The organism is Streptomyces sp. NBC_00690 (assembly GCF_036226685.1).
Classification (GTDB): Bacteria; Actinomycetota; Actinomycetes; order Streptomycetales; family Streptomycetaceae; genus Streptomyces.
This window is the reverse complement of sequence record NZ_CP109009.1, coordinates 4,770,225-4,793,596: the sequence shown is the minus strand read 5'-3', so window position 1 is coordinate 4,793,596 and position 23,372 is coordinate 4,770,225. Positions and strand designations below refer to the sequence as shown.

Genomic DNA, 23,372 nt, shown 5'->3' with positions numbered 1-23,372 from the left:
GCCTTCCCAGCCTCGTACCCGGCTGGCGCGGAAATCACCATCGGGCCCCGCGCGGTTTTCCCACGTCCCACACCCATACCCCGGCGATCTTCTCCCCCGGCCGTCCCAGCAGCGCCGACACCGTGCGGTACAGCGCCTCCTCGTGGTACTCCGGCGGCAGGATGACCAGACCCGCCCGCCACGCCTTCAGGTCGAGTTGCGCCTGAGCTCGGCCGGCCGACCCGATCTCCGGTACGACTCCCGTGTCGCGCACCTCGTAGAGCAGGTTCGAGGTGTGCCGCGGGGTGGAGCCGTAGATGCCGATGCGATCAGGTCCCCAGGGGCCGTTGAAGTAGCCGCCGGCCAAGGAGAAGTCGAGGCCGGTGGACGACTGCCAACGCAGGGCTTCGGCGTTCCCGGGGTAGGGCAGCGGTACGACCACGACCGACTCCCCGGGAGCGAGGTACGGCCGGTACATGCCCGCCGTGATGAATTCGGGGACCTCGGCCCGCTCCCGTACGGGGTAGGGCGTGGGGACCACCGGGAGCACGGCGGCTGCGACGGCGAGACAGCCGGCGATGCGCAGTGCCGGCCGACGGGACCTCGATGTCCATCCGAGGGTGAGCCGATGCACCGCGATGGCCAGCAGCATGCCCAGTACCGGTGCGCAGATCATCGCCGTCCGGGACTCGATCACCGACTCCAGGAGCGGCATGTTCGCGAGCAGCCGCCAAGGGCCGGTGAACACGATGTCGGTGTGGGGGATGCGGACCTTGACCCCGAGCGAGAGGAAGGCGGCCGTGAGGGCGGTCAGGGCGAGGGCCTTCACCCGTGCCTCACGCCGGAGCAGAACGACGATTCCCGTGGCCAACAGGAGGACCGGCCAGCCGTAGAAGGCGTTCTGTTCGGTGCGGTTCATCGCCAGGGGATCGGCGGTCTCATCGCTACCGAGGAGTGAGCGGCCGGCGAATTCAAAGAAGGCACGCGGGCTGTTGTGGGTGTCGGCGCCGTGCATGACGTGCGTATAGCTCTGGGGGCCGAAGAATTGCCAGGCCAGCGGAAAGGCGACGAGGGGAAGGCAGACCGCGAGGCCGATGAGGATTCCATGGAGCAACGGCCGCCAGGCGGCCTTCGCCTTTTCCGGACGCACGATCGCATAGGCGATCGCGAAGAAGAGCATTCCCATGGCCGCCAGCAGCAGCGGTTCTTCGCCGAGGAATATCTGATAGGTCGCGAAAAGGCCGAGCAGCACTCCGTCGCGTACGGGTGCACGGCCTTCGCACAGCCTCAGGGCACGGTCGATGATCACGGGGATCATAAAGAGGACGAGGAAATTGGGGTGTGCGTTGCCATGGGAGATCATCGGCGGTGCGAAGGCGGCGAAGGCGGCGCCGACGGCCGCAGCCCAGCGCCCCACCCCCAGCCGACGAACCATCAGCCAGAACCAGCACACCGCGGTCATGGCGAGTCCGAAGGTCAGCACCAGCGCCCAGGTGACCTCAGGGCCGCACAGGAGGGTGACCGGGGTGAGGGGCACCGAGAGGCCGAGCATCACGGTGTTCGCCATGAGGTTCACGCCCTCGGGATATCCCTGAAGCGTGGTGAACAGAGGGTTCTTGAGATGGACCACATTGTCGGCCGTGACCCTGAAGAACCACTCCCATTGGTTCTGGTCCTGGCCGGCGTCCCTGAGATATCCGCGGTCGAGGTCCTGCCAGAGTTCCGAATAGAGGAGGAAGGACGCCAGGAGGAAGAGGGTGGCGATCAGCAGGTCGATGCGGTGCAGAGAGCGGGTGCGCAGTCGCAGGAGTTCGAGGAGGACCCTGCCATAGTCCAGTGGTTTGAGCTTGGAACCGGATTGATGCGACCAGCGAACCGGGACTTCCACGACCGGCCACCCGGCACGCCGGAAGAATCTCAGTATTTCGACGTCGATGCCCCACCCGTTCAGCTGTGAATCAGCGAATGCGGCTCGGGCTTTGTCTCCGTCGAAGAGTTTGAATCCGCACTGGGTGTCATGGATGCCGGGAACCGCGACCGCCCGTATCAGCCCGTTGCCCATGCGGCCGAGCCATTCGCGGACCCGCCACTGGTGTACGTCTATCTGGGAATCGGGATGGGCGCGGGAGCCGATCGCGGCCGTGATGTCGTGGGCGGCGAGTTCATCGGCCAGGTCGTCCAGTTCGGCGATGGGGGTGGCGAGGTCGGCGTCCGTGACCAGGACCTGGCGTCCGTAGGAGGCGAGCACACCTCGGCGCAGGGCATCGCCCTTGCCCCGGTTCGCGCCGTTCACCGCGGAGAGCAGATGGATGCGGGGCTCGCTGACGGCGGCTTCGCGGGCGATCGTCGCGGTGGCGTCGGTGGAGCCGTCGTCGACGACGATCACTTCCCACTCGCCCCAACGGTCCGCGTCAGCCTTGAGGTGGGCGCAGATCGCGTCCAGGGTGGGGCGGAGTCGGACCTCCTCGTTGTAGGCGGGGACGACGATGCTCAATTGCACACCGCCCCCTTCGCCGGAGTGGTCGACGAGGGGCGAGGCGAAGGCCGCTTCGGTCCGGTCGTCGGCCGCGGGGGGCCGGTCCTCGGGTGCCTGTTCGTCCTGGTCCGGCCCGTCTGGAACGTTGGACGGGCCGTTGGACGGACCGTCGGACGGGTGCTGGGGCTCTGGGCGATCGAGCTCTGGGTGCTGGGGCTCTGGGCGATCGAGTTCCGGGCGCTGGGGCTCTGGGCGATCGAGTTCCGGGCGCTGGGGCTCTGGGCGATCGGACGCTGCGCCGCGTTGCGTTTCCGCGCGATCGGTCTCCGCGCTCACCGTTCCAACCGATCGGCCCAGGTGAGCGCCTGCTCGTTGTACCCGCTGATGGTCGCGCGTGCCGCGGTCATGTCGCCGAGCGTCACAGCGTCGATCAGATCCTCGTGTCCGCTCCACAACCACTCGCGCCGGCAGGTGTCCCGCCGAAGATGGGGCACGGCGAACACCCATCCCTGTACGCGCAGTTGGTGCAGAAACCCGGAGATGTAGCAGTTGGCCGTGATGGAGCCGAGTTCGGACCAGAACCGCAGGTCGTATCCGATGTGGATGTCCAGATCGCCGCACCGGGCCGCGCGGGCGGCCTCCTCGGCCCGACGCCGCACCGGCAGCACCGACTTGGGCCGCACCCGGGTGCGTCCGTTGCGTTCGGCGTGGCGGATGACGCCTTCCATCACCAGGGCCCGGGCGTCGACCATGTTGCGGTAGTCGGCGATGGAGAACTGGTGGACCTTGAATCCCCGGTGCTGGTCCGAGTCGAGCAGCCCCTGAGCGGAGAGGTCGACCAGGGCTTCTCGTACCGGAGTGGCGGAGACCCCGTACTGTTCGGCGATCTGCTTGACCGTGAACTCCTGCCCGGGCAGCAAGCGCCCGGCCAGCACCTCGTCACGCAGCGCGTCCGCGATCTGTTGCCGCAGCGTGCTCCGGGTGACGGAAGTGCTGCCGGGGCTGGGCATCGATGGCTTCTCCTTCGCGGGGGTCCCGGACACGATAAGCCAGTCGGTACGAGACAGGTGAGGTACAGGTGGCAGAGGGAGTGTTCGAAGCGGCAACGGGAGACGGCCCCCCGGGGCTGACGGAGGGTGCCGGGCGGGCCGCGGACGTACGTCAGGCGTTCGCGGGGCTGCTACAGATCCGACGGCTGACGGGGACGGCTCCCGCGGCCTGGGAGCTGACCCAGACGGTACGCGCCGTGGCGCTGGCACTGGAGGCGGCCGGTCTCCCACCGTCCGCGGTCGATGCCGACGGTACGCGAGTGGCCACCGGATACCGCGTGCGGTCGGGCGACGGGCCGGGCACGGTGTGCGTGGACTGGCTGGGACCGAGCGGGAGCGGCGCGGCGCAGGAGGAGGAGTCGGAGCTCGGACGGTGCACGGACGCGCTGGTGAAGGCGGGTTGGGAGGCGCTGCTGTACCGGGGTCCACGCCGACGGCGCTTCCTGGAGGTGGAGCCCGCGCCCCGTCCGTCCTGAGCGGTGGCCGGCCCCTCATAGACGCCGGTGCCCAGGCAGGGGCCAGTGCCCGTTCCGGCCGGGCACCGGGCCCGAACGCGAACCGGGCCCGAACCGGGGCTGGGGGTTGGGGTTGGGTTCCCGCGCCCCATCGATTCTCCGCGTGATGGCACCTTCACGCCGCTTCCCCATCGACTTCACCGGGGCCGTTTGTCAGCATGTGCCCCATGACCCAGATCATCAAAGGCGCCAATGTGCCCGTCCCCACGTCCCGACTACGGGTCGCAGTGGGTCGGAGTACGGCGCCCGGCGTCCCCGCGGTGGACGCCTCCGCCCTGTTGCTCGACGCGACGGGCAAGGTACGGGGCGATGCTGACCTGGTGTTCTACAACCAGCCGCAGCATCCGTCGGGTTCGGTACGGCACGTGGGGACCGCGGAAGGTGTCGGACAGCGCGCCGAGTGGCTGGAGTTGGATCTCCCGTCGGTGGAGCCCGTCATCCAGCGCGTGGTGATCTCGGCGTCCTGCGACGGTGGTGTCTTCGGCTCGGTGCCCGGGCTGTTCGTGCAGGCCCTCGGGCCGGACGGCGCGGTCGTGATGCACTTCGCGGTGACGGACGCGACCACGGAGACGGCCTTCGTGCTCGGCGAGTTCTATCGGCGGGACGGGGTGTGGAAGTTCCGGGCGGTGGGACAGGGGTACGCCTCCGGACTCGCGGGCCTCGCAACGGACTTCGGGATCGTGGTGGCGCAGCCGTCGACCACACAGCAGGCGCCCGTTCAGCCCGCTCCCCAGCCCGCCCCCGGTGCCTTTCACCCCCCTTCCGCTCCCGCCCCCGCCTTTCACCCCCCTTCCGCTCCCGCCGCGGTTCAGCAGCCGGCCGTGCCGGGGCCCTTCCACCCCCAGCCGGCAGCTCCCGCCGCCTTCACGCCGCAGCTCGCCCCGGCCAGGTACCGGCAGCCCGCTCCCCCGGGAGCAGATCAGCAGCCCCCCGCACCGCTGCCGTACCCGTATCCGTATGCGCAGCCGCCGTCGCATCCGCAGCCCGCGTACCAACCGCCGGCGCCACCGGTTGCCCCCGTGCCCGATCCGTTCAGCGCGCTCCCCGGGTTCCCACCGTTCACCCAGCGCGGGCACGGCACGCTGACCTTCGCCGTCGACGCCCCCCTGCCGCCAGGGCCGGCCCTGATCGAGGCGCGGAACGAGGGGGACGGCTACTTCTCGGTGCACTCGCTGACCGCCCGCCATGAGCCGGACGACATGTACTTCAACACCAGCCTCACCGACTTCCGCGGTCGGGCGATCGCTCGCGTCCCCACCGAAGGACGGCTGCTCCTGCTGGTCGAGGGCAGCGAGAACTGGACCGTGGTGATCCATCCGCTCTCTGCGATACGGCGCTTGGGCTCTCTCGCCGTCGAAGGACGCGGCAATGAGGTTTTCGCGTATCTGGGGCCGTCCGCGAACCTCGATGTGCGGTTCTGGGGCAGCGAGTCCCGGCACGACGACATCACCATCAAGACGAGACCGCTGTTCCCCACCGAGGACGAGTACGACGACTATCCGGAACCGCTGCTCAGCCGGGCGGTCGGCCCCTTCTCGCAGACCGTCCCGCTCAGCGCGGGGCCGCGCTTCCTGACCGTGGAGGGGGAGGGGTACTGGTCCCTTCATGTACACCCGAGGATCGGGGCGGCGGCACAGCACGGATAGCCGCTCATGCGCGAAGGGCGGGCCCGGATTCCGGGCCCGCCCTTCGGCTGTGTCGGGGGTCAGCCTTCGACGGTGTACCCGTCGGCGACGGTGAGCGCCGCGTCGAGGATCGCCAGGCCCTCCTTGGCCTCCGCCTCGCTGACGTTGCACGGCGGCACGGTGTGGGTGCGGTTCATGTTGACGAACGGCCACAGGCCCTGGGCCTTGCACGCGGCGGCGAAGGCAGCCATCGGGGCGTTCGCCTCGCCGGTGGCGTTGTAGGGCACCAGCGGTTCGCGGGTCGAGCGGTCCCGTACGAGGTCGAGGGCCCAGAACACGCCCGTACCGCGGACCTCGCCCACGCTCGGGTGGCGTTCGGCCAGTTCGCGCAGCCCCGGGCCGAGTACGGTCTCGCCGATGCGGGCCGCGTGCTCGACGACCTTCTCGTCCTCCATGACCTGGATGGTGGCGACGGCCGCGGCGCAGGCCAGCGGGTGACCGGAATAGGTGAGTCCGCCGGGGTAGGCGCGGGTCTCGAAGGTGGCGGCGATCTTCTCGGAGATCGCCACCCCGCCGAGCGGCACATAGCCGGAGTTGACGCCCTTGGCGAAGGTCAGCAGGTCGGGGACCACGTCGAAGTGCTCGGACGCGAACCACTTGCCGGTGCGGCCGAAGCCCGCCATGACCTCGTCGAGGACGAGGACGATCCCGTACCGGTCACAGATCTCGCGTACGCCCGGGAGGTAGCCGGGCGGCGGGATCATGATGCCCGCAGTGCCCGGGACGGTCTCCAGGACGATCGCGGCGATCGTTCCCGGACCCTCGAAGGCAATGGTGTCCTCCAGGTGCTGGAGGGCGCGCTGTGCCTCTTCCGCCTCGGTGGTCGAGTAGAAGGGCGAGCGGTAGAGGAACGGCGCCCAGAAGTGGACCACTCCGGATGTGCCGTTGTCGGACGCCCAACGCCGCGGGTCGCCGGTGACGTTGATCGCGGTCGTGGTGCCGCCGTGGTACGAGCGGTAGGCGGAGAGCACCTTGGGGCGTCCGGTGTGCAGCCGGGACATCCGGATGGCGTTCTCGATCGCCTCGGCGCCGCCGTTGGTGAAGAAGATCTTGTCCAGATCGCCGGGGGTGCGCTCGGCGATGAGCCGGGCGGCCTCCGAGCGCGACTCCACCGCGAAGGCGGGCGCGAAGGTGGACAGCTTGCCCGCCTGCTCCTGGATGGCGGCCACGACCTTCGGGTGCTGGTACCCGATGTTGGTGTAGACGAGGCCGCTGGTGAAGTCGAGGTAGCGCTTGCCCTCGTAGTCCCAGAAGTACGAACCCTCGGCGCCGGCGACGGCGAGCGGATCGATCAGCCCCTGGGCGGACCACGAGTGGAAGACGTGCGCACGGTCTGCGGCCTTCACGGCGGCGCCGGCCTGGGGATCAGCGGGGTGGGCTTGAGCGGTCATGCCGGCGAGCCTACGGACGTCCCGGCGGCGCTCGACATCACCATCCTGTCTGTCCTGGGGCGCTTTCCTCGTCGTTCTGTCGGGTGGCTCGATCAAGATTGACAGCATGCTGCCAACGTGACAGCCTTCTGTCATAGCCGCTGGGGCCTGCCGGCTCACCGAGGAGGACGCCATGACCCGCACGACCATCCATCTCGCCGTCTACGACGACTTCGCCGACTGGGAGCCCGGATACGCCACCTCCCAGCTCACCCAGCACGGCTTCACCGTCCGCACCGTCGGCCTCACCACCGACCCCGTCACCACCATGGGCGGCATCCGCATCCAGCCTGATCTGGCCCTCGACGAACTGACCGGCTCGGCCGTCGCCGACAGCGCCCTGCTCCTGCTCACCGGCTCCACCGGGTGGGACACCGGTCATGACCTCGCGCCCTTCGCCGCCAAGGCGCGCGAGTTCCTCGCATCGGGCGTCCCGGTCGCCGCCATCTGCGGGGCCACCCTGGGCCTGGCCCGCGAAGGGCTGCTCGACGACCGCGACCACACCAGTGCGGTGTCGTACTACCTCGCCGCATCCGGGTACGGGGGCGGCGAGCGCTACCAGGAGGCCGACGCCGTCACCGACGGTGACCTGATCACCGCCGGCCCGACCGAACCGATCGCCTTCGCCCGGGAGGTCTTCGCCCGGCTCGGTGTGTACGAGGGGAAGAAGCTGGACGCCTGGTACCGGCTGTTCCACGACTCCGACGCCTCCGCGTACGCCGTCCTCGAAGGGGAGGACGAGGGTTCCGCCGGGGTGAGCGCGTCATGAGCCGTGCCGAGCAGGACCTGCTGAGCCGCACGGCGCTGGGGATCTTCCGGCTGAACGGCCAGTTCCTGGCCGCGTCCGAGGAACTCGCCGCCCCCGCGGGGCTCACCGCGGCCTGGTGGCAGGTGCTCGGAGCCGTCCTTCCCGAGCCACTACCCGTCGCCGGGATCGCCCGCGACATGGGGATCACCCGACAGAGCGTGCAACGGATCGCCGATCTGCTGGTGGAGCGTGGGCTCGCGGCGTACGAGACCAATCCTGCCCACCGACGGGCCAAGCTGCTGCGACCGACGGACGAGGGGCGGGCGGCCGTCGACCGGCTCGGCCCCGGGCATGCGGCACTCGCGGCGCGGCTGGCGGAGGTACTGGGCACGGAACAGTTCGCGGAGACCGCTCGGGTCCTGGAGGAACTGTCCAAGGCGATGGAGACGATCCGGAAAGGGTGACAAGCGCACTATCCTCAGCCCGTCCGCAGATGTCGCGATTGGGGGAGGACTTGCGGCGATGGAACCACTCACGCCCGGGGACCCACGGAGTATCGGTGCGTACCGCCTGCTGGCCCGCCTCGGCGCGGGCGGGATGGGGCAGGTGTACCTCGCCCGCAGCGACCGGGGACGCACAGTCGCGGTCAAACTCGTGCGCCGGGAACTCGCCGAACAGGACGAATTCCGCAACCGCTTCCGGCAGGAGGTCCAGGCGGCCCGTCGCGTCGGCGGCAACTGGACCGCCCCCGTACTCGACGCGGACACGGAGGCGGCCGTGCCCTGGGTCGCCACCGGGTACGTCGCCGGCCCCTCGCTCCACTCGGTCATCGCCGAAGGGCCGCTGCCGGAGCGGTCGGTCCGCATCCTGGCCGCCGGACTGGCCCACGCGCTCACCGACATCCACACCGCGGGCCTGATCCACCGCGACCTCAAACCCTCCAACATCCTCATCACGCTCGACGGGCCGCGGGTCATCGACTTCGGTATCGCCCGCGCCCTGGAGACCGCCACCGACGGCGGTCTGACCCGTACCGGCTCGGTCATCGGCTCCCCCGGCTTCATGGCCCCCGAGCAGGTGCGCGCCACCCGAGTCACCGCGGCGTCCGACATCTTCTGCTTCGGCTCGGTACTGGCGTACGCGGCCACGGGCCGGCTGCCCTTCGGGTCGCCGGACAGTGGTCAGCACGCGGTGATGTACCGCATCGCACAGGAGGAACCGGAACTCACGGACGTGCCGGAGGGCCTCGCCGACCTAGTGCGGGCATGTCTGCACAAGAGCCCGTCCGAGCGACCGGGACTCGCAGAGATCCTGGAGCGCGTCCCCGTCGAGGACGACGGTGAACCGTGGCTGCCCGCGGCGCTGGTAGCCCGGCTGGGACGTCATGCGGTGAGCCTGCTGGAGGTGGAACAACCCCCGGAAGGCACCACCACCGCCGCCCAACTGGCGCCCGACGCCAGCAATCCAGGACACCGGCCCCCCGGATCTGCCGCAGCAGCGGGCCAGGCGCCACTGCCCGGCTTCGGCCCCGCGCAGGCCCCAGGACACCGGACGCCGTCCGTCCAGCCGTCCGTCCAGCCGTTCGTCCAGGGGCCGAACCCCGCTTTCCCCGCGGCACCTGGGCAAAGCCCCACTCCGGCCTGGGGTGCGGTACCAGGGTCCGGCACCGCAGGCGGTCTGCCCCACGCACCGGCCGCCCCACACACACCGCACGCCCCCGGCCCGGTGTCGCCCCCGCCGTACACTCCGCCACCGGCCCCCAGCGCCTCGACTTCCCCTGTGCGCGCCATCGCCCTGGGTGTGGTGGCCGTGGTGATCGCGGTGGCATCGGCGAGTTGGGTGTACTACGCCCTGAAGGGCCCCGACCGTACGGAACCGGACGCCCGACCGAGCAATTCCGCAGCCGGCCCCTCCCAGGCGAGCAACCCCTCCCCCACTCGATCACCCCGCCCAACGGGGGCCGTACCGGAGGGCTTCCTCGGCACCTGGACCACCACCTTCAGCGCGGAGGACGGCACCCACACCCGAGTGATGGTGATCAGCCAGGGCGAGACGGGCGCCCGCACGATGGTGCTGACCGGCACGGGACCGACCTACGACTGCCGCTGGTCCGCGACCCTCCAAAAGGCCGGCTCCCCGATGGAGTTGGGACCGACCCGACTGGACGAGGGCGATCGCAGTTCCTGCTCCCCCGGCCAGTGGAGCCGACTGGAACTGACCGGGTCCGGCACCCTGGTGCGCGAACTGGTGGGATCGGGCGGCTCACCGCTGACGTACAACCGGACGAACTAGCTCGCTCATCGCCAACTCCCTTACTAGCATGAGTAATTCGCATTGAGCACGCGAACGGGGAGCAGGTATGACGTTCAATAGCGAGTGGGCTGAAGCGGTCGCCACCACCAAAGACCGACAGGCGACAGCAATGCAGCTGAATCAGGTCGCGCCGGATCCGGGTGGGGGTTCGGGCAGCGCCGAGCCGGATCTCGAAGTGACCCAAGACGATCTCGGGGCGGTCGGCAGCGAGGCGTTCCGCCTGCACGATCAACTGCGCAAGGGCTCGGACATCGCTGGCGCCGGCAGCGGAAAGAGCGAATCCGGATCGACCGCCCGGGCAGCGCAGGAATGCTCGAACCACAATCTGGCCATGGGTGGTGAACTCTCCACCACTCTCTCCCTGTGGGACACCCAGGTGAAGACCCTCCTCCAGATGTGTGCCCATATATCCAACCACTTGGACTACACCAAGAAGTCACACAGCAACGAGGAAGCCGAAATCGCGGCAAGCCTGCGTCGCCGCAACGGAACAGCCGTCGCGGCATCCGACATCTCTCGACTCATCAAGTAACGAGGAGTTGAGATGAGCACATTCGGCTACTCCGACCTCATTTCCTTAGATCTCGGCAAGCTGGAAACAGCCGTGGCGGAATGGAAGACGATGGTCGGGTGCACTCGCCAAACTCAAGGCCGACGCAAGCGAAGGAATGCTCAAGAAGTCCGAGGCCGCACGATGGCAAGGGGTCAATGCCTCGGTCACCCGGGAGTTCGTCCGCAGCGCGGTCAAGGAGTTCGCCGATCTCCATGCGCAGGCCCAGAGCGTCCACAACGTACTGGATGACGCCCACTCGGAACTCACCCGCATCCAGAGCCGGGTGAAGTCACTGGTGCGGCAAGCCGCAGCCGGCGATCCGACGCGGGCCGAACCGGACCCCGGCCTCATCGTCTCGGACGCCGGCAACGGCACTGTGCGGGTCGCATCGACGATCTGTGATGCGAAGGGCCCGTCGCAGCGGACTGAAGATCTGATCCAGTGGTACGCCGACACCCTCACCGGTCTGGTCACCCATGCGGCAGAGGTCGACGCCGCAGCCACCCGCGCGCTGAAGGCCACCCACGGGGGCGACCCTCACAACGCCGGACACGCGACGTACACCTCGCTCGATCAGGACCAACTTCCGCGAGCGATGAAACTTGCGGCGCTCGGAGACGAGGCGAACGACAAGCAACGGGCAGAAATGCGGAGGCTGTGGCAGTCCTTGAGCCCGGAGGGGCGGGCCCAGTTGTGGCTGAAGCACCGGGATGACCTGCTCGCAGGCGGCCTGTTGAACCCAAGCGTCAAGAAAGCGGCGCCGGATCGAGGGTCGGGGAGATTCGACTCCGAAAGCCCCGGCGCGGATGAGTGGCTCACCAGGGAGAAGATGCACCTCCTCATCACGGGCTCCGAGTGGGCAGGCAGCAATGACGCAGGAAAACACATGGATCACTACCTCGGCCGAAGCGGAGACCCTCTGGAATTGCCCGTGGACAGGATGCTCTCGGATGACGAGAACTTCAGAGGCCATATCGACAATCAGATTCGACGCCATCAGGAAGGATGGCGCGAGCAAGCCCTGGAAGAGTTCCACAAGAACGGCGGACGGCCGGTGGCGATTCCCATCGAGACCGGCAACGAGGACTACACGTTCCCCAAGAACACAGAGCCGAATTGGTACTACGCAGTCGGCTCCACCCGGTCCAACATCACTGGAGTGATCACCGTCGTACCGGACGCCAACGGCCAACCCAAAGTCGGCCTCGACTACCAGGCCAATGCCTGGGATCGGTACAACTGGGATGCCGGCAAGGGAGTGGAGATCGGCCCCGTGTCCATCCCGGACGGTGAAATGGGTCGGCAGCACGTCGTCGGGCACGCCAAGGAGTTCGATATGGCCGGGAGCAGCTCCGTCAAGCACTACGATCTGGGCGGACCAGCGCCCAACACCGACCCTCTTCCGCAGCCGCCCGACCCCGGTCGCGACGGCGGACGGACGGACCCGAGCCGATGACTCACCCGAACTCCGGTGAACGCCGGAAACTCCCCCTCGCCACCCGGCTGACCGTCATCGCAGCCACCTTGGTGGTGGTCGTCGGTGGGGGCGCCCTCCTCGCTCAGTACCTCGGCGACCGCGTGATGTCCGAGCAGGTGCAGAAGGAGAAGGATTGCTGTTGGCTGACCGGAGCCACTCCGGCATGGACGATCGAACTGCTCGGTGTGACCGTTCCGCAGACGGCATCGGATCGGCGTGCCGCATACAAGAGCGATCGCGTGGACACCTCTCTTCTTGCGTTCACCCTGCCAAGCAAGCCGGCTGACGCCTATTTGGAGGCGTTGAATCCACCGGGAACCACGTTGATCAAGAATTTCAACCCAAAGGGCAAGGATTACGAGCCGATGGCTCCCTTCGCCCGTTTGGGACTGCGGGAGCCGGAGACCATCGTGGCGGGAATGCGGCTGGGCGGGCTCTGCGAGGGGGACGTCACCACGCCCGAGGGACGCAATGTTCACCACTGTCTGGACATCTACGCCCATGAGTTCACACCCGGCTCCACCCGTATCTACATGCGTTCGAGCATCGAGCCCGGCGCCAGCCCTCCGGCGTCGGACGGGACGTCTGCGCCCTGACCGCCGCTTGCGGGGCACGGTCGGCAGTGGTGCGCACGCCCCTGCTCCCGACTCCCCCGTCAGGGCGGTTTCAGGTGGTTTCGCTTGGCGTGTTCAGCCCTCTCATGGCGACCTGGGAGGTGACTGAACCGTCCGGAGCGATTGGAGAGATCTGATGAGCCTGCGCAGAGTCGGAATGTCCCTGGCTGTCGTATCGCTCGTGGTGAGCGCGTTCACCACGTTGGCTGCCAGCCCGGCATCCGCCGCTACCAAGCCCCAAGCGTCCGTGGCGCCCTCCTCCCCCGTCCCCGCCGTCTACTGCGGCTACCACGGTGCCGTGACCCCACCCACCGTGCGCCGTGGCAGTACCGGCAACGCGGTCAGAGAGGCTCAGTGTCTGCTCCAGTACTGGGGCTTCGACGTCGGGCCCACCGGCGTCGACGGCAACTTCGGCCCCCGTACCGAAGCCGCGGTGAGAGACATCCAGGCCGCGTGCGGCATCGGTGTCGACGGGATCGTCGGGCCCATCACCTGGAGCGTGCTGCGCAACGGCTGTTGAGCGTTTGATTCCCACGGGCCCGGTCCAGCCGCCCGGGCCCGTTTCCACGTCCACGTCCACGTCCACGTCGTCAGCCGGATTCAACGGCAGAGGTCGTCGATGGTCTTCTGGAAGTGGGGGAACTCCTTCGCAGCCGCGGCGATCACCTCGTGCGCCGAACGGCGCGGGCCCTGCGCATGGCGCTCCGCTATCGCGGTCAGCCCCTCTTGCGGGTGCGGGTCACGGGTCGGGTACTCGACCACCTCGAAGGGACCGAACCCGTCGGCCAGCAACCACAGATAGTCGCTGAGGCAGCGGGCGATCACCCCCGTCTCCCCTTCCGAACCGAGGAATACCACCGGCTGTTCGATGAGTGCTGCATCCGGCCGCACCAGCCAGAGCGCCACCTGCCCGCCGGTGCCGTCCTTGCCGAACACCCGGAAGGCCGCGCCGTTCAGTTCCTGGTTGCCGGTCCAGGCGCGCAACCAGTCGGTGGTCTCTTCTGCGGAGACGAACTCGTCGAAGGGATACAGATCGACGCCGTCGCCGTCGTCGTACTCGAACTCGACCTCGGCCACGGCTGCGAGGGCGGCAGGGAACTCACGATCGTCAATGAGAGGCACAGCCGCAGGCTAGCGCCCGAAGCGGCGGTGATCGGCGTCGGCCCGATCCCGGCCGGTGGGACGAGAGGCACACGGTCTTGCGATCGAGCTCCGGGGGCCTGACACGACGGGCGGCGGAAGCCGGCCGGAAAGAGCACGATGCCCGGGCGGGGTCGGTCCGCCCGGGCATCGTTCACCGCATCGCACGGCAGGGTTCCCCCGCTCCGGTGCCGGCCTGTGCAGGGCGTTCGGCGCCACGCCCTGCACCCGTACCGCGCACGCCAAGAGCCGCTGGGGAGCCCTGCGAACGCCTTCCTAAAGGAAGGAGTTGATCTCGATCGTCTCGGTGCGGCCGGGGCCGACGCCGATCGCCGAGATGGGCGCTCCGGACATCTGCTCCAGCGCCTTCACGTAGTCCTGCGCGTTCTTCGGCAGATCGTCGAAGGTCTTGGCCTTGGTGATGTCCTCGGACCAGCCGGGCAGCATCTCGTAGATGGGCTTCGCGTGGTGGAAGTCCGTCTGCGAGTACGGCAGCTCCTCGACCCTCTTGCCGTCGATCTCGTACGCCACGCAGACAGGGATCTGCTCCCAGCCGGTGAGGACGTCCAGCTTGGTGAGGAAGAAGTCCGTCAGACCGTTCACGCGAGTCGCATAGCGCGCGATCACCGCGTCGAACCAGCCGCAGCGGCGGTCACGGCCGGTGGTGACGCCCCGCTCGCCGCCGATGCGGCGCAGCGCCTCGCCGTCCTCGTCGAACAGCTCGGTCGGGAAGGGACCGGCCCCGACACGGGTCGTGTACGCCTTGAGGATGCCGATGACGCGGCTGATCTTCGTCGGTCCCACGCCCGCGCCCGTGCAGGCGCCGCCCGCGGTCGGGTTGGACGAGGTGACGAACGGATAGGTGCCGTGGTCGACGTCGAGCAGTGTGCCCTGGCCGCCTTCGAAGAGGACGACCTTGCCGTTGTCGATCGCGTTGTTGAGGATCAGCGTGGTGTCGGCGACGTACGGCCGCAGCTGCTCCGCGTACTGGAGCATCTCCTCGACGATGCGTCCCGACTCGATGGCGCGTCGGTTGAAGACCTTGGCGAGCAGCTGGTTCTTGGACTCCAGCGCGGCGTCCACCTTCTGCACCAGGATGGACTCGTCGTAGAGGTCCTGGACGCGGATGCCCACACGGTTGATCTTGTCGGCGTAGGTGGGGCCGATGCCCCGACCGGTGGTGCCGATCTTCCGGGTACCGAGGAACCGTTCCGTCACCTTGTCGAGGGTGACGTTGTACGGAGTGATGAGGTGAGCGTTGCCACTGATCAACAACTTGGACGTGTCGACGCCACGGTCGTTGAGCCCGCTCAGCTCGGAGAGCAGGACGGCCGGGTCGACCACGACACCGTTGCCGATGACCGGGGTGCACCCCGGTGAGAGAATGCCGGAAGGGAGGAGATGCAGCGCGTACTTCTGGTCGCCGACGACGACCGTATGGCCGGCGTTGTTGCCACCCTGGTAGCGCACCACATAGTCCACTGATCCACCGAGCAGGTCGGTGGCCTTTCCCTTGCCCTCATCACCCCACTGAGCACCGAGCAGCACAAGTGCGGGCACAGGCGTACACCCCTTCCGGGCGGGGCATGTCCAGGGTCAGGGGGCGTGAGCCGTGCCTGAGTCCGCGGACCGGTTGCCCCGGAATAGACGAAGCCCCTGGCGCAATAGCGCAAGGGGCTCTTGCACAAAGATGCTACCCGAGGAAGGACCGAGGTGTCGGCTCACGACCAGCTGCTGGTGGTCATCGACCCGGTCGCCCGCCGAAGTGACGGCGAGTCCGTGCGGATCGCGAAAGATGTTCTGCTCGGAGGCTCGGAGGCGAAAATCTGCCTTCCTGAGGGGCCCGAGGACTTTGCCCGGGCCCTCGCCCGTAGGGGCCCGAGGCGACCCGTCGTGGTGGGGGACGACCGCGCACTGCTGCGTGCGGTGGCCCTGTTGTACCGGGATCGATGGCTGGGAAACGGCGCTCTGTCCCTGGTGCCGGTGGGTCCGGGGCCCGCGGTGGCGCTGGCGCACGCGCTGGGCGTCCCCCAGGGAGCGGTCGCGGCGGCGCGCACGGTGCTGGACGGATCCGTGCGGCGGTTGGACCTGCTGGTGGACGAGAGCGACGGGGTCGTAGTGGGGGATCTCACCATCCCCGTGGCCGGATCGAAACATCCCGCCGGTGCCGGCTCCCTGTGGCACAGCTGCCGTTCGTTGGTCCGCGGCCTGGTGCGACCGGTGCCAGCGCCGTCGGTGGTCCGTCCGCATCGGTTGCGGGTGGAGGTGGACGGGGTGGTGCTGACCGATCTGGACCGGGAGGTGGAGTCGGTGACCGTACGGGCGGTGGGCGGCCGGGCCGAAGTGGTGGTGCAGCCGGTCCAGCCGGTGCGTCCAGGCCCTTCGGCCGAGCCATTGACCGCGAAGGCGCTGACAGTCACGGTCTCGGGCCCGGACTTCCGCTATCGGGCGGACATCATGGTCACGGGTCCGGTGCGCACCAGGACGTGGACGCTCCAGGCGGGAGCCTGGGGGCTGACACTGCCGTCCGGCGCGGAGGGCTGATCCTCCCTGGTGCGAGAGCCCGTCCGTGCGAGACGGTTCGTGCGAGACGGTTCGTGCGAGCCCGTCCGTGCGAGACGGTTCATAGCGAGCCTCGGGCCTTTCGGCGTGTCCGTGCGCGGCGGTCAGGTCGCGACGGACCCCCCGTAGGTCCGTTCCCGGTGCTCCCGCCAGCGGTCCAACAGCAGCGGCAGCTCCTGGCCCAGGAAGTGGAAGAAGTCCTGCGTCTCGGCCAGCCGCAGCCCGGCGGGGGTGTCGGGCCCCAGGCTCGCCACTCCCTCGCGCATGGTGTCCTCCCAGCGCTTGACGATCTGGTCCCGGTTGCCGAGGGCCTCGTACCACTGGTCGCTGTGGACCCGGTACCGCTCGCGTCGTGATCCGGGCTCGCGCTCGCGGGAGACCATCGTGACGTGGGAGAGGTAGCGCACCGCTCCCGAGACCGCGGCCGGGCTGATCTTGAGCTGTTCACCCAGTTCGGCAACTGACATGGTGCCGGCGTCCGAGGACAGGATCGCCGCGAAGACCCGGGCGGGCATCCGGGCCATTCCCGCGTCCGTCAGCTGGGCGGCGAACCGCTCGACGAAGTCGGACACCGCTTTCTCGTCGCGCTGGGAGTTCGCCCGTGGGGGCTGCTCTTCGGTCATGGTCCGATCCTCTCCCCTGCCCAGGGCACCGCACGCAATTTTATACGCTTCCCAATCTTCACAAATTTGTGAAGTGAGCGTACTTTCGGAACATGACTCAGGCGATCAGCGTCTTAAGGCTCCGCAAGTCGTTCGGGCGCACCCCCGCCCTGGACGGCCTCGACCTCTCCGTGGAGACCGGCGAGGTCCATGGCTTCCTCGGGCCCAACGGCTCGGGAAAATCCACGACCATCCGCGTCCTGCTGGGTCTGCTGCGCGCCGACTCCGGGGCCGTCCGCGTCCTTGGCGGCGACCCCTGGCAGGACGCCGTCGCACTCCACCGGCGCATCGCGTACGTCCCCGGTGACGTCACGTTGTGGCGCAACCTCTCCGGGGGTGAGGTCATCGACCTCTTCGGCCGGCTTCGCGGCGGTCTCGACCCCGACCGGCGGACCGCACTGATCGAGCGGTTCGAACTCGACCCCACGAAGAAGGGGCGGACCTACTCCAAGGGGAACCGCCAGAAGGTCGCCCTGATCGCCGCCTTCGCCTCCGATGTGGATCTGCTGATCCTCGACGAACCCACCTCAGGACTCGACCCGCTGATGGAGGAGGTCTTCCAGCACTGCGTGAGCGAGGAACGCGACCGCGGACGGACCGTCCTGCTCTCCTCGCACATCCTCAGCGAGGTGGAGAGCCTCTGCGACCGGGTCAGCATCATCCGGCAGGGCGAGCGGGTGGAGACCGGTTCGCTCAGCACACTGCGCCGTCTCACCCGCACCAGCATCACGGCCGAGTTGGCCACCGCACCCAGCGGACTGGACCGGCTCAGCGGCGTCCACGACCTCGACGTCCGGGGCCACCACATCACGCTCCAGGTCGAAACCGACCAGCTCGACACCGTTCTGCGCTCCCTCACCGACGCCGGCGTACGGTCGCTGACCAGCAGCCCGCCCACCCTGGAAGAACTCTTCCTGCGCCATTACGCCGATGAGCGGACCGGTCGGACGGCGCCCCGATGACCACCACTGCGGACACCTCCCCGCTCCACACCCGGCGCCCCGGCAACAGCCCCTTCGCCGGTACGGGACCCCTGCTGCGGCTCGCCCTGCGCCAGGACCGCGTCCTGCTCCCTATCTGGGTGCTGGTCCTCTCCGCCCTGGTCGTCAGCGGCGCCGGCACCATCGAGTCCTTCTACGACACCCCCGCCGCCCGCGCTGAGCTCCTGCGGTCGATGACCACCAACGGTTCGCTGCGCGCGCTGTACGGGCCGGTCTTCAGCGACTCCGTCGGCGGTCTGGTCAGCTGGCGGTTCGGAGGCTTCGCGGCGCTGATGGCCGCGGTGATGAGCCTGCTCATCGTCGTCCGGCACACCCGTGACGAGGAGGAGAGCGGCCGTCAGGAGATGCTGTCCGCCGCCGTCGTGGGGCGCCGTGCACCACTGACCGCTGCCCTGCTCACCGCGGCGGTCGGCAATGCCGGCATCGCCCTGTTGGTGACCGCGGGCCTGGCCGGCCCGGGCGGATCGGCGGCCGGGGCGCTCGCACTGGGGCTCGCCATCGGCGGGACCGGGATGCTCTTCGCCACCACCGCGGCGCTGATGGCCCAGCTCACCGAGAGCGCCCGGCTCGCCCGGGGGCTGACCGCCGCCGTCCTCGGTGGCGCCTACGCCCTACGGGCCGCCGGTGACGCCGCCACCGAGCCCTCCGCCCTGGTCTGGCTCTCCCCGCTGGGCTGGGCGGAACAGGTACGCCCCTTCGGTACCGAGCGCTGGTGGGTGCTGCTCCTGCTCGTCCTCGCCGTCGCCGCGCAGGGCACCCTGGCGTACGCACTGGCCGGACGGCGCGATGTGGGCATGAGCTTCCTGCCCACCCGGCCCGGGCCCGCCCACGGCCGGCTCACCGGCCCTGCCGCGCTGGCCTGGCGACTCCAGCGGGGCGCCCTGCTGGGCTGGACCCTCGGATTCCTCGTCGCCGGGCTCGCCCTCGGATCACTGGCGGACGGGGCGACCGAGCTCGTCGGCCAGAACGAGCAGGCCAGGGCCGTCTTCGAGCGGATGGGAGGCCGAACCGGGCTGACCGATGCGTTCCTCGCCGCCATGGTGGGGCTCTGCGGCATGGTCGCCGGGCTGTTCGTGGTCGCCTCCGTGCTGCGGCTGCACGGCGAGGAGGCCGCCCAGCGGGCCGAACCCGTCCTCGCGACCGCGGTGGGCCGGCCGACCTGGGCTGCCGGCCATCTGGCCGTCGCCTTCGGCGGCTCGGTCGTGGTCCTCGGTGCGGCGGGGCTGGGTCTGGCCCTCGGACACGGTGAGCGGCACGGGGCGATCGTCGCGGCGGCACTGGCCCAACTGCCCGCCGTCTGGCTGCTCGGAGGCATCGCGGTGCTGCTGTACGGGCTGGTCCCCCGGGCCGCCGGAGCGGCCTGGGTCGTGGCCGGCGTCTGTCTCACCGTCGGCTGGATCGGGCCGGCGCTCGACCTGCCCGGCCGGGTACTGGAACTGTCCCCCTTCGGTCAGCTGCCGAAGCTCCCGGGAGGTTCCGTGCAGTGGCCCCCGCTGCTGGTGCTCACGGCGCTGGCCGCCGCTTCCGGCTGCGCCGGACTGGTCGCACTGTGCAGAAGGGACCTTCGGACATGAGCTCATGGGACCCCGGAATCGCCCCGATCACCGGCGCACTGCTCGACGCCGGCGAAGACGCCCCCGAGCAGACCCACTCGTACAGACCGACCCGTACAGACCGTCCCGTACAGACCCACTCGTACGCAACCCCTTGAGAGCTCCGCCTAGAGCTCCACCTAGAGCTCCACCGGCAGCTCGTACACACCGCGGATGACATACCCCGGCTTCCACCGCGGTTCGGCCGCCAGCTTCATCGTCGGGGCCTGCCGCAGCAGCTCGCCGAAGGACGCCGCCAGCTCGATCCTGGCCAGCGGTGCGCCGAGACAGAAGTGGATGCCAGCGCCGAAGGTGATGTGCGCGTTGTCGGTACGGGCGAGGTCGAGCCGGTCCGCGTCCGGGAAGCGCTGCGGGTCCCGGTTGGCCGAGCCGAACAGCAGCGCCAGTTCGGAGCCGCGGGGAAGGACCGTGCCGTCGATCTCGATGTCGTCCAGCACCCAGCGCTCGAACATCTGGAGCGGGGTGTCGTACCGCATCAGCTCCTCGATGGCGGTGGGCACCAAGGAGTGGTCGGCCCGGAGCCGGGCCAGCTGCTCGGGGTGCCGCAGCAGGGTCCACCAGCCGTTCGCCGTGGTGTTGACGGTGGCTTCGTGCCCGGCGTTAAGCAGCAGCACACAGGTGGAGATCATCTCCTGTTCGCTGAGCCGGTCGCCCTCTTCGTGGGCGGCGATCAGCGCGGAGATCAGATCGTCGCCGGGCTCCTTGCGGCGCTCGGCGATCAGCTCCCGCAGATAGGCCGAGAACTCCACCGACGCCCTCACCGCACGCTCCGCGGTCTCCGTCGAGGGACTGAGCTCGAACATGCCGCAGATATCGGCCGACCAGGGGCGCAACAGTGCCCGATCGGCTTCGGGGACACCCAGCATCTCGGCGATCACCGCCACCGGCAGCGGTTCTGCGACCCGGGCCAGCAGATCGCCGCCGCCGTCCCGGACGAAGTCCGTGACCAACTCGGCGGCCAGCCGCTGCACGGTCGGCTCCAGCCGGGCCACGGTCCGCGGGGTGAACGCCTTGGTGATCAGTCGGCGGATGCGGGTGTGGTCCGGTGCCTCCAGATCGAGGATGCCGTTGTCGTTGAGCGTGTGGAACGGCTCGTGTTCGACGGGCGGCGCGGTGCGGCCGAACTCCTCATGGGTGAAGCGGTGCAGATACGTCCGCCCCAGGCGCCGGTCGCGCAGCAGTGCGGAGACGTCCTCGTAGTGCGGTACGAGCCACTGCCGCGTGGGTTCGAACCAGTGCACGCGCCCCTGCGCCCGCAGCTCCTCGTACGCGGGGTACGGATCAGCGACGAAGGAGGGTGACCAAGGTTCGAAAAGTGCGCTCATAGCGGGACGTTAACCCCGTCGACCCCATGGGGGCCAGTGTCCGCGAGAAGGCTCAACCCGTTTGTGACCAGCCCTTTTGCGAGCTGAGCCGGTCGGTGGGCGGTGACCGGCGCTGTGGTCGCCCCTTCGGGCCCGGACCGTCCAGGCGTTGCCGGCCGTGCCCGATCTCGGCCCGTCGGGCGGGACCGTCCGGGTGTGACCACTGGCTGTGACTACCCGGGGGTGACGAGCCGTGCCTCGTAGGCGAACACGGCGGCCTGGGTGCGGTCCCGCAGTCCGAGCTTCACCAGGATGCGGCTCACATGCGTCTTGATGGTCGACTCGGCGACCACCAGGTGCGAGGCGATCTCGGCGTTGGACAACCCCTGGGCTATCAGGACCAGCACCTCGGTCTCCCGCTCGGTGAGGTCCCCCACCTGCGAGAGCGCGGGCGCCTTGGGGATGGCGCCGAGCTTGGAGAACTCCGTGATCAGTCTCCGGGTCACGGTCGGCGCGAGGAGCGCCTCCCCCGCCGCGACCACCCGGACCCCGTCCGCGAGCTGCCGGGCGGACGCGTCCTTGAGGAGGAAGCCCGACGCCCCCGCGCGCAGGGCCTGGTAGACGTACTCGTCGAGGTCGAAGGTGGTGAGCACCAGCACCTTCGACTTCTCGCCCCCTGCGACGATCTCGCGGGTGGCCTCGATGCCGTTGAGCTCGGGCATCCGGATGTCCATCAGCACCACGTCCGGAACCAGCGCGGCGACCTTCGCGACCGCTTCCCGCCCGTTGACGGCCTCCCCGACGACTTCGATGTCCGGCATCGCATTGAGCAGGACCGAGAAGCCCTCGCGCACCATCATCTGGTCGTCGACGATCAGTACACGAATCTTCGGGGCGGTCATACGGTCTCCTCGGTGGCGGTTGCGGGCACGGGGATGAAGGCGGTCACCTCGTAGCCCCCGTCCTCGGTGGGCTCGGCCGTCATCTCGCCCTGGAGCATGGTCACACGCTCCCGCATCCCGGTGATGCCGTGTCCCGCTCCCGGTGACGGCTTGACCAGGCCCTGCGGGGCGGTGTTCACGATCCGCAGTCCAAGGCCGCCGAGCACGTAGGACACCTCGACCTTCGCCGTCGATCCGGGTGCGTGGCGCAGCGCGTTGCTCAGTGCCTCCTGGATGATCCGGAACGCCGAGAGTTCGACGCCCGGGGGCAGCTCGCGCACGGCTCCGGTGATGGTCTTGTCCGTGCGCAGACCGGCCTCGCTCACATTGCCGAGCAGCTGACCTAGGTCGGCGAGCACCGGCTGGGGCGCGTCCGGGGCTTCGTAGTCCTCCGCGCGGACCACACCGAGGATGCGGCGCAGCTCGGTCAGGGCGGCGACCGCGTTCTCCCGGATGGTGGCGAATGCCTGCTCCAGTTCGGGCGGCGGGTTCTCGACCCGGTAGGGGGCTGCTTCCGCCTGGATCGCGACCACCGACATGTGGTGGGCGACGACGTCGTGGAGTTCGCGGGCGATGGTGGTGCGCTCCTCCAGGAGGGTGCGCCGATCGCGTTCGACGGCGGTGACGGTCTGCTGCGCTGCGACTTCTTCCTTGGCGTCCTTGCGGACGAGGTAGGTGGTCGCCAGCAGCATCAGTACCGCGGCTGCAAAGAGCAGCTGGGAGGTGTTGGTCGGGGCCCAGCGGTCCAACAGGGACTCGGTGAAGTACCCGGCCACCGCGGTGATCAGCCACATCCACACGGCGCAGCGGGGCCGGGTGCGCAGGGTGACGACGGTCAGCACGCAGAGATGGCCGAAGAAGAGGGTGGGCGGCCAGGGCCACGCTCCCCCGTCGTACCCGCCCGTCGCATTGACCAGGGGAACGGCCGCGATGGAGATCCAGAACCCGCCGACGGGCCGTACCAGCGTCATCGCCAGGGCGAGGATGGGCACCGCCACGCTCAGCGTGGAGCTGAAGCCGGTGACCCGTGAGGCCCCCCAGGCGAACAGGGTGAAGAAGCAGAGCATGGCCACGGCGCCATGGGGCGCCCACACGGCCAGGCGGCGTATTCGTGTCGGCAGCCGGCGGAGCAGCGGGCCTTCGGGGCTCAGTGGTGGCAGGGGTCGGTAGGCGAAGGCGTTGAGGACGAGCTCCTTGCGGAGGCCGCCCAGGGCCCCCATGGCCAGGCGGTATTCGGGGGGTCTGGTCTTCTCGGTCACCTACAGAACGGTAAGGGGAAGGGCGGACGCGGTCGTCACCATCACTATGGA

The 23,372-nt window shown here is 69.2% G+C and carries 22 protein-coding genes; 13 read left to right on the top strand and 9 right to left on the bottom strand.

All coding sequences use genetic code 11. From position 1 onward, the window contains the following. Positions 1 to 34 precede the first annotated feature (34 nt). Together OID54_RS20960 and OID54_RS20955 are read right to left on the bottom strand one after the other, a co-directional pair. The gene (locus OID54_RS20960) at positions 35 to 2,791 is read right to left on the bottom strand and encodes a glycosyltransferase (protein ID WP_443055651.1); all 2,757 of its coding nucleotides are present in this window, start codon (positions 2,789 to 2,791) and stop codon (positions 35 to 37) included. Continuing rightward, positions 2,788 to 3,465, bottom strand: a complete 678-nt coding sequence (locus OID54_RS20955) for a GntR family transcriptional regulator (RefSeq protein ID WP_329021620.1) — start codon at positions 3,463 to 3,465, stop codon at positions 2,788 to 2,790. The genes OID54_RS20960 and OID54_RS20955 overlap by 4 nt, the downstream gene beginning before the upstream one ends. Before the next feature lie 68 nt (positions 3,466 to 3,533). Between OID54_RS20955 and OID54_RS20950 the strand changes: the two genes are divergently transcribed. Together OID54_RS20950 and OID54_RS20945 are read left to right on the top strand one after the other, a co-directional pair. Further along, on the top strand, positions 3,534 to 3,980 hold the full coding sequence (locus tag OID54_RS20950; protein WP_329021619.1) for a hypothetical protein: 447 nt from the start codon (positions 3,534 to 3,536) through the stop codon (positions 3,978 to 3,980). A 206-nt stretch (positions 3,981 to 4,186) separates the two neighbouring features. Further along, positions 4,187 to 5,665 carry a TerD family protein gene (locus OID54_RS20945; protein WP_329021618.1) on the top strand — a complete coding sequence of 493 codons (1,479 nt, stop codon included), beginning with the start codon at positions 4,187 to 4,189 and terminating at the stop codon, positions 5,663 to 5,665. Between the two features lie 59 nt (positions 5,666 to 5,724). On the opposite strand, the gene OID54_RS20940 is transcribed toward OID54_RS20945, so the two are convergent. Further along, complete coding sequence (locus OID54_RS20940) at positions 5,725 to 7,095, bottom strand: aspartate aminotransferase family protein (RefSeq protein WP_329021617.1); 1,371 nt, start codon at positions 7,093 to 7,095, stop codon at positions 5,725 to 5,727. Between the two features lie 172 nt (positions 7,096 to 7,267). On the opposite strand from OID54_RS20940, the gene OID54_RS20935 reads away from it, so the two are divergent. The 7 genes from OID54_RS20935 to OID54_RS20905 all read left to right on the top strand — a co-directional run bounded on the left by OID54_RS20935 (position 7,268) and on the right by OID54_RS20905 (position 13,359). Then, positions 7,268 to 7,903 carry a type 1 glutamine amidotransferase family protein gene (locus OID54_RS20935; RefSeq protein WP_329021616.1) on the top strand — a complete coding sequence of 212 codons (636 nt, stop codon included), beginning with the start codon at positions 7,268 to 7,270 and terminating at the stop codon, positions 7,901 to 7,903. Further along, positions 7,900 to 8,346 (top strand): MarR family winged helix-turn-helix transcriptional regulator, encoded by a 447-nt coding sequence (locus OID54_RS20930; RefSeq protein WP_329021615.1) that lies wholly within the window; start codon positions 7,900 to 7,902, stop codon positions 8,344 to 8,346. The genes OID54_RS20935 and OID54_RS20930 overlap by 4 nt, the downstream gene beginning before the upstream one ends. A gap of 58 nt (positions 8,347 to 8,404) precedes the next feature. After that, positions 8,405 to 10,174, top strand: a complete 1,770-nt coding sequence (locus tag OID54_RS20925) for a serine/threonine-protein kinase (protein ID WP_329021614.1) — start codon at positions 8,405 to 8,407, stop codon at positions 10,172 to 10,174. Positions 10,175 to 10,241: 67 nt separating this feature from the next. Continuing rightward, positions 10,242 to 10,727: a hypothetical protein gene (locus tag OID54_RS20920; protein WP_329021613.1), complete on the top strand. Its 486-nt coding sequence runs from the start codon at positions 10,242 to 10,244 to the stop codon at positions 10,725 to 10,727. Positions 10,728 to 10,863: 136 nt separating this feature from the next. Then, entirely contained in the window at positions 10,864 to 12,204 is a 1,341-nt protein-coding gene (locus OID54_RS20915) for a hypothetical protein (RefSeq protein WP_329021612.1), read from the top strand. Next, positions 12,201 to 12,821, top strand: a complete 621-nt coding sequence (locus OID54_RS20910) for a hypothetical protein (RefSeq protein ID WP_329021611.1) — start codon at positions 12,201 to 12,203, stop codon at positions 12,819 to 12,821. The genes OID54_RS20915 and OID54_RS20910 overlap by 4 nt, the downstream gene beginning before the upstream one ends. A gap of 154 nt (positions 12,822 to 12,975) precedes the next feature. Further along, on the top strand, positions 12,976 to 13,359 hold the full coding sequence (locus OID54_RS20905) for a peptidoglycan-binding domain-containing protein (RefSeq protein ID WP_329021610.1): 384 nt from the start codon (positions 12,976 to 12,978) through the stop codon (positions 13,357 to 13,359). Positions 13,360 to 13,439: 80 nt separating this feature from the next. On the opposite strand, the gene OID54_RS20900 is transcribed toward OID54_RS20905, so the two are convergent. Continuing rightward, positions 13,440 to 13,961, bottom strand: a complete 522-nt coding sequence (locus tag OID54_RS20900; RefSeq protein ID WP_329021609.1) for an SMI1/KNR4 family protein — start codon at positions 13,959 to 13,961, stop codon at positions 13,440 to 13,442. A 294-nt stretch (positions 13,962 to 14,255) separates the two neighbouring features. Next, positions 14,256 to 15,539 (bottom strand): adenylosuccinate synthase, encoded by a 1,284-nt coding sequence (locus OID54_RS20895; protein ID WP_329021608.1) that lies wholly within the window; start codon positions 15,537 to 15,539, stop codon positions 14,256 to 14,258. Between the two features lie 153 nt (positions 15,540 to 15,692). Here OID54_RS20895 and OID54_RS20890 point away from each other — a divergent pair, with 153 nt between their 5' ends. Further along, a complete protein-coding gene (locus tag OID54_RS20890; protein WP_329021606.1) occupies positions 15,693 to 16,523 on the top strand; it encodes a diacylglycerol kinase in 831 nt (276 codons plus the stop codon). Positions 16,524 to 16,645: 122 nt separating this feature from the next. Here the strand turns inward: OID54_RS20890 and OID54_RS20885 are convergent, their stop codons facing one another. Beyond that, positions 16,646 to 17,164, bottom strand: a complete 519-nt coding sequence (locus tag OID54_RS20885) for a GbsR/MarR family transcriptional regulator (protein ID WP_329021605.1) — start codon at positions 17,162 to 17,164, stop codon at positions 16,646 to 16,648. A gap of 92 nt (positions 17,165 to 17,256) precedes the next feature. Between OID54_RS20885 and OID54_RS20880 the strand changes: the two genes are divergently transcribed. Genes OID54_RS20880 through OID54_RS20870 form a run of 3 tightly spaced genes read left to right on the top strand, consistent with a single transcriptional unit; the run spans position 17,257 to position 19,915 of the window. Then, positions 17,257 to 18,165, top strand: coding sequence for an ABC transporter ATP-binding protein (locus tag OID54_RS20880; RefSeq protein ID WP_329021604.1), 909 nt, complete (start codon positions 17,257 to 17,259; stop codon positions 18,163 to 18,165). Beyond that, on the top strand, positions 18,162 to 19,778 hold the full coding sequence (locus OID54_RS20875) for an ABC transporter permease (protein WP_329021603.1): 1,617 nt from the start codon (positions 18,162 to 18,164) through the stop codon (positions 19,776 to 19,778). Before OID54_RS20880 ends, OID54_RS20875 begins: the two co-directional genes overlap by 4 nt. Beyond that, complete coding sequence (locus tag OID54_RS20870; RefSeq protein ID WP_329021601.1) at positions 19,775 to 19,915, top strand: hypothetical protein; 141 nt, start codon at positions 19,775 to 19,777, stop codon at positions 19,913 to 19,915. The genes OID54_RS20875 and OID54_RS20870 overlap by 4 nt, the downstream gene beginning before the upstream one ends. A gap of 21 nt (positions 19,916 to 19,936) precedes the next feature. On the opposite strand, the gene OID54_RS20865 is transcribed toward OID54_RS20870, so the two are convergent. The 3 genes from OID54_RS20865 to OID54_RS20855 all read right to left on the bottom strand — a co-directional run bounded on the left by OID54_RS20865 (position 19,937) and on the right by OID54_RS20855 (position 23,321). Further along, positions 19,937 to 21,142 (bottom strand): cytochrome P450, encoded by a 1,206-nt coding sequence (locus tag OID54_RS20865; RefSeq protein WP_329021600.1) that lies wholly within the window; start codon positions 21,140 to 21,142, stop codon positions 19,937 to 19,939. 212 nt (positions 21,143 to 21,354) lie between these two features. Then, on the bottom strand, positions 21,355 to 22,023 hold the full coding sequence (locus OID54_RS20860) for a response regulator transcription factor (protein ID WP_329021599.1): 669 nt from the start codon (positions 22,021 to 22,023) through the stop codon (positions 21,355 to 21,357). Further along, a complete protein-coding gene (locus tag OID54_RS20855; protein ID WP_329021598.1) occupies positions 22,020 to 23,321 on the bottom strand; it encodes a histidine kinase in 1,302 nt (433 codons plus the stop codon). Before OID54_RS20855 ends, OID54_RS20860 begins: the two co-directional genes overlap by 4 nt. Positions 23,322 to 23,372 lie beyond the last annotated feature (51 nt).